The 4,173-nt window shown below is 49.5% G+C and carries 5 protein-coding genes; 1 reads left to right on the top strand and 4 read right to left on the bottom strand.

Annotated features, from left to right (window positions below; genetic code table 11):
• Nucleotides 1-923: hypothetical protein (locus GX117_14410; protein NLO34523.1), on the top strand; the 923-nt coding region annotated here is incomplete at its 5' end.
• Nucleotides 924-933: 10 nt separating this feature from the next.
• Here GX117_14410 and GX117_14415 read toward each other — a convergent pair.
• From GX117_14415 to GX117_14430, 4 genes are all read right to left on the bottom strand, one after another.
• Nucleotides 934-1,476 carry an ATP-binding protein gene (locus GX117_14415; GenBank protein ID NLO34524.1) on the bottom strand — a complete coding sequence of 181 codons (543 nt, stop codon included), beginning with the start codon at nucleotides 1,474-1,476 and terminating at the stop codon, nucleotides 934-936.
• A complete protein-coding gene (locus tag GX117_14420) occupies nucleotides 1,469-2,215 on the bottom strand; it encodes a PHP domain-containing protein (GenBank protein NLO34525.1) in 747 nt (248 codons plus the stop codon). The genes GX117_14415 and GX117_14420 overlap by 8 nt, the downstream gene beginning before the upstream one ends.
• Complete coding sequence (locus GX117_14425) at nucleotides 2,206-2,568, bottom strand: serine kinase (protein NLO34526.1); 363 nt, start codon at nucleotides 2,566-2,568, stop codon at nucleotides 2,206-2,208. Before GX117_14425 ends, GX117_14420 begins: the two co-directional genes overlap by 10 nt.
• A gap of 379 nt (nucleotides 2,569-2,947) precedes the next feature.
• Nucleotides 2,948-3,991, bottom strand: coding sequence for a hypothetical protein (locus GX117_14430; protein NLO34527.1), 1,044 nt, complete (start codon nucleotides 3,989-3,991; stop codon nucleotides 2,948-2,950).
• Nucleotides 3,992-4,173: the final 182 nt, after the last annotated feature.

Consider the following 4,173-nt stretch of genomic DNA (forward strand, 5'->3'; position numbering starts at 1 on the left):
AACGCAGCGTCTATCTGCTCCCCTTATATCCCGCTTGCGCGATCCTTTTTGCCGCCGCCATGTTGCAGTTCATGGATACACCTTGGGGAAAAACACAGCATCGGATGGGCGTCGTCCTTGCAGTCCTGCCCCTCCTCTTAAGCATCGCCCCCTTCGCGCTCTTCGCCACCCCTTACCGCGCCTTTTGGAATTACGGATGGGCATTGTTTTCTCTTATCCTCGCAATCTACGGATTGTTCCTCCTGTACCGGCTCTACGCCGCCAAGCGCCTTTATCTTCCCGCTCATGTGGTGGGCATCTTTTCGATCTTGGCTTTCTTTGCCGCGTCCTTGTTTTTCCCAAGCCTGAACAACCACAAATCGGCACGCTTCTTTTGCGCGCCGGTAGCCGCTTTGGTTGATCAAGGAATCGATTTCGATTTATATACCATTGGTTTTGCCCGTGAAGAATATATCTTTTATTCCAAGCACCCGTTTAAAGAACTCTTTACCAAGGAAGTACCCCTGAGCCAAGATCACGGATTAACACCCTTGCAAATGGCACGTTTCCAAAAGGAATGTTCCCGCGTGATTAACAAGGCACAGACCAAAATCGAAGTGCAGGATATAAACGCCATCAGCGAAACAGAATTGGAAGCGCTGCACGAAGCACTGCAAGAAGCCATCCACAAAAAGAACTATGCCGAGCCTCTTTGGCTGGATTTTAAAGCGGGTCTCGAAGAACAAGTCCGTGCGTTCTTCGAAGATTTCGCCACGCCGCGCCCCGCCTTCCTCTACATCCAGGCCGCCGATTGGTATTGGATCTATGGGCTGCACCCCGAGACGGGCGGCGCCATGGTTATGGATCAAAGTGCAGTAGGCAGCCGTTCCATGCTCCTTATCGCCAATGAAGCGGGAGCCGCACTCCTCAGCACTATACCCTAAACGCGCCGCCTCAGTCTGTTACGATTTGCCCATGACTCAGCGCTTCCTGAATCCGTTTCCCAAAAGCAATAGCCGCCGAAAAAAGGGAGCGTTCCGGTTCTTCACACAAGAGGGTCTGCAGAATCACATCCTCGGCGTAGCCGGGTCCTTCCACACGGCAGATCCATAGTATTTCCGGATTGGAAACAGCAAGCGCCTGCATGGTCTCATCCAATTTCCCCAAAGGCGCGCGATCCACATGATCAAAGAGGAAGGAGGCTTCCACACGGAGCCCGCCCAGTTCTGATTGGGACAATTGAAAGCTGCCGCCGCACTGCTCCGCCGCACTTTGAAAGAGGCTCAAACCCAGGCCGGTCACCTTGCCCGGTTTCGTCGTATAAAATGGATTCAGGGCGGTACCCGCAGACAGATCCATGCCCGGCCCGTCATCGTCCACACTCAAGATCAACAGCCCTTCAGACAATTCCCGTTTGATGCCCAGCCGAATGATCCCCGCCTTGGCACGGATCGAATTTTCCATGATGTCCATTAGGTGTAAGGATAGTTCACGCAAGGAAAGACCTCCTCCCCGCCTCCCTTCGGAAGGCACGTTTTATTTCCCCGAAGCTGGGCTCTTCCACCTCAAAATAGCAGCGTGCACGGCCCACGTCGTTTAGGTAATGGGCGTCGGAGTTCATGATCAACGCGTGCCCCTCCTCCAGATAAGGCAGGTGCCGCCCTTCCACATACCCCAAAGCCGTTATTTCCAGTGCATCAAAGCGCAGATTCTCAGGAAGCAGCCCCAATTGGCTGGTAATGGAAAAGGAGGGCCGATCAAAATGGGCAGGAATCACGAGCCCTCCATAACGGCGTATGAGCGCGGCCGTTTGGTTCAGATCCAGATCTGTCGCGAAAGAGAGCATGCGGTCAACGGTACCGCAGCGATTGCCCTTAGCGTCCAGCAGCAGCTGTTCCCCATAAGGGTCGCCCGCCGCGCCGACAAGGGGAAGATGCTGTGCCACCTCCGCTGAGGCAGCCTGCGCCTGCCGGGCATCGGGGAAAAGCCCCAACACGTGCACCTCCTCCGCCGTCGTGATTTCCATGCCCACCAAGACCTGCAGATACGGACCGGCAAAATCCTGCGCTGCCTCCTGCACAGCCGCTCCGTTACCCGCACTGTTATGATCACACAGGGCGATCACATCCAGCTCCGCGGCAACAGCCGCATAGACGATGGTCTCCGGCGTCATATCCTTATCGGCACAAGGGGAAAGTGCAGAGTGGATATGCAAATCAGCTGCAATTACGCGCATGGAGAGTTGCCCCGCAGACCAAGGGCGTACAACTTTCCCGCAACATCAAAGGCACTTTCCCGCGATGAAAGGAGGACGATCTTTTCTTGCACCGCCCGTGCGCGGGTCGCTTCATCGGGTTTCCGCCCATTCACAAAAATCACTGCCGTCAAATTCGCGTGCACCGCAACAGCTACCACATTTAAATGAACCTGCACCGTGACAAGGACTCCGCCGCAGCGAGCATGATTCATCACGTCACTCAACAAGTCAGATACGTATGCCCAACACATATCGGGAGTTTCAGAGAGACTAAGCTCCCAAGTGAGATTCTCAAGCGCCAGTTCTTGAGCAATAGCAGACAGTTTCAACACCTAAACTCCTTGACATTCTTGAAGCGAGCTCCAAGATATTTTGCTTTGCCGGCAAGGCAGCAGCTTCTACGCAATCCAATACAAACTTTCCCGCCGACCTGTCATCGATACAAGACAGTGGTCTGCGCGCTCTCGGCAAAATCACACGACCCGCCGTACACATCCTATTTGTTTTTCGCCGGGATCAGGAGAAGAACAACAGCGCTGCCAAGAGCCGGACCATTTTTATCCGCCCGTTTTCTTCATACAATCGTTTCCGTACCCCCTCATTGTAAACAGGAAGGCTATGAATTCGCAAGATAGCACGTCCCGCGCGGCAGCCGTCCCGTAGAGCCGCCCCTTCATCATAATGAAATCCTTTGAAGCGTTACGAAGATTCTCACTGATCAGAGCCTATTTCATTTTCCGGAGCCCTATAATGTGAATATTTTTTGGATAAGAAATAAAAATATAAACAACACAGAACTAACAAGGTAATTATAATCAAAGGAGTATATCCTATCCTCTCGGGTTCAGATTGTATCCATGGCAAAATGATGTTGCCGTAGAACTCCGGTTCATTATGCGAAAGCACATACTGTTTAAAAAAATCACTGCCTAAATATTTAGAAGAGATCGAAGGTATTGGATTCGTAGGATTAATGTGTCTTGTCAAAGCGTAGAGAATACTTTTTTGATGATACGCTGCAATAAGGTCAAAAATAGCGTAAAATAAAGTGGTGAAAGGAAGTTGCAATATGATGTACCCCTCCCACAAAGCCGACAATGCCAAAAAGATAAATAGAAAACAAACAAAATAAATAGACTCAGCACTGAAAACATTTATTTCAAAGAAAAAATACAGAGATCCACAGACTACTGCCCAGAACAGGAATAAAAGAATAATCCCCATGCGTGTAGATAAGGAGAGAGGTATTTTCGGTATCCTTTCCTTTATTTTTTGCTCGCCAAACCAGTCGTAGTTGCCATATCGCCTTTTATTTTCCCGAAGCTCTTTTATATATTCCTTGACAAGAAAAAAACAAAAAATATAGGATAAGCAGATCAAAATATAATGATGAAAATAGAGTAGGGGAATAGAATCCGGAGATCCCACAGGAAGTAAATTCCACGCGTAAGTTTCTGCCTCAATATCTTTAGCAATAAAATACATCTTGCGCGCATAGATTCGAATTACAACAATTGCGACGGGCTGGAAAAGACCCACGGCTGCAAGGCATATCCAAACGCTCGCGAAACGGCCGCCCCCCAGTGGATTATAGAAAGATAGTAGATAGAACAATATTGGGAACATAGACAGGGGGTACAGATAGGACGGAGACCAAGCACAAAAAAAGGCAACGGCAAAGATTAGAAATAAAGCATAGGCCGCACATACTGATAGGGATATTTTGTTGGGAGGACGCATAAATACGTTACCCATACCAAGTCTCCTTTTTCGTTAATCCACATGCTATATGAACTTTAACTATTAAAGGCAGATTTAATCCTCCACATGCATTGTATTACAGTCGGAATAAATTGTCAAGCACCCCGTTTTTTGATCCGGTTGTTATGGAGGGTTTGTGTGTTTCATGAGTGCGCCTCCTTCGGCGAATTCTTTTG

The sequence above is a fragment of the Candidatus Hydrogenedentota bacterium genome, from assembly GCA_012523015.1.
In the GTDB taxonomy this organism is placed as follows: Bacteria; Hydrogenedentota; Hydrogenedentia; order Hydrogenedentales; family CAITNO01; genus JAAYBJ01.

Coding starts and splice junctions, on each gene's coding strand:
- GX117_14420 (NLO34525.1), bottom strand. CDS start 2,215: ATGCGCGTAATTGCAGCTGATTTGCATATCCACTCTGCACTTTCCCCT.
- GX117_14430 (NLO34527.1), bottom strand. CDS start 3,991: ATGGGTAACGTATTTATGCGTCCTCCCAACAAAATATCCCTATCAGTA.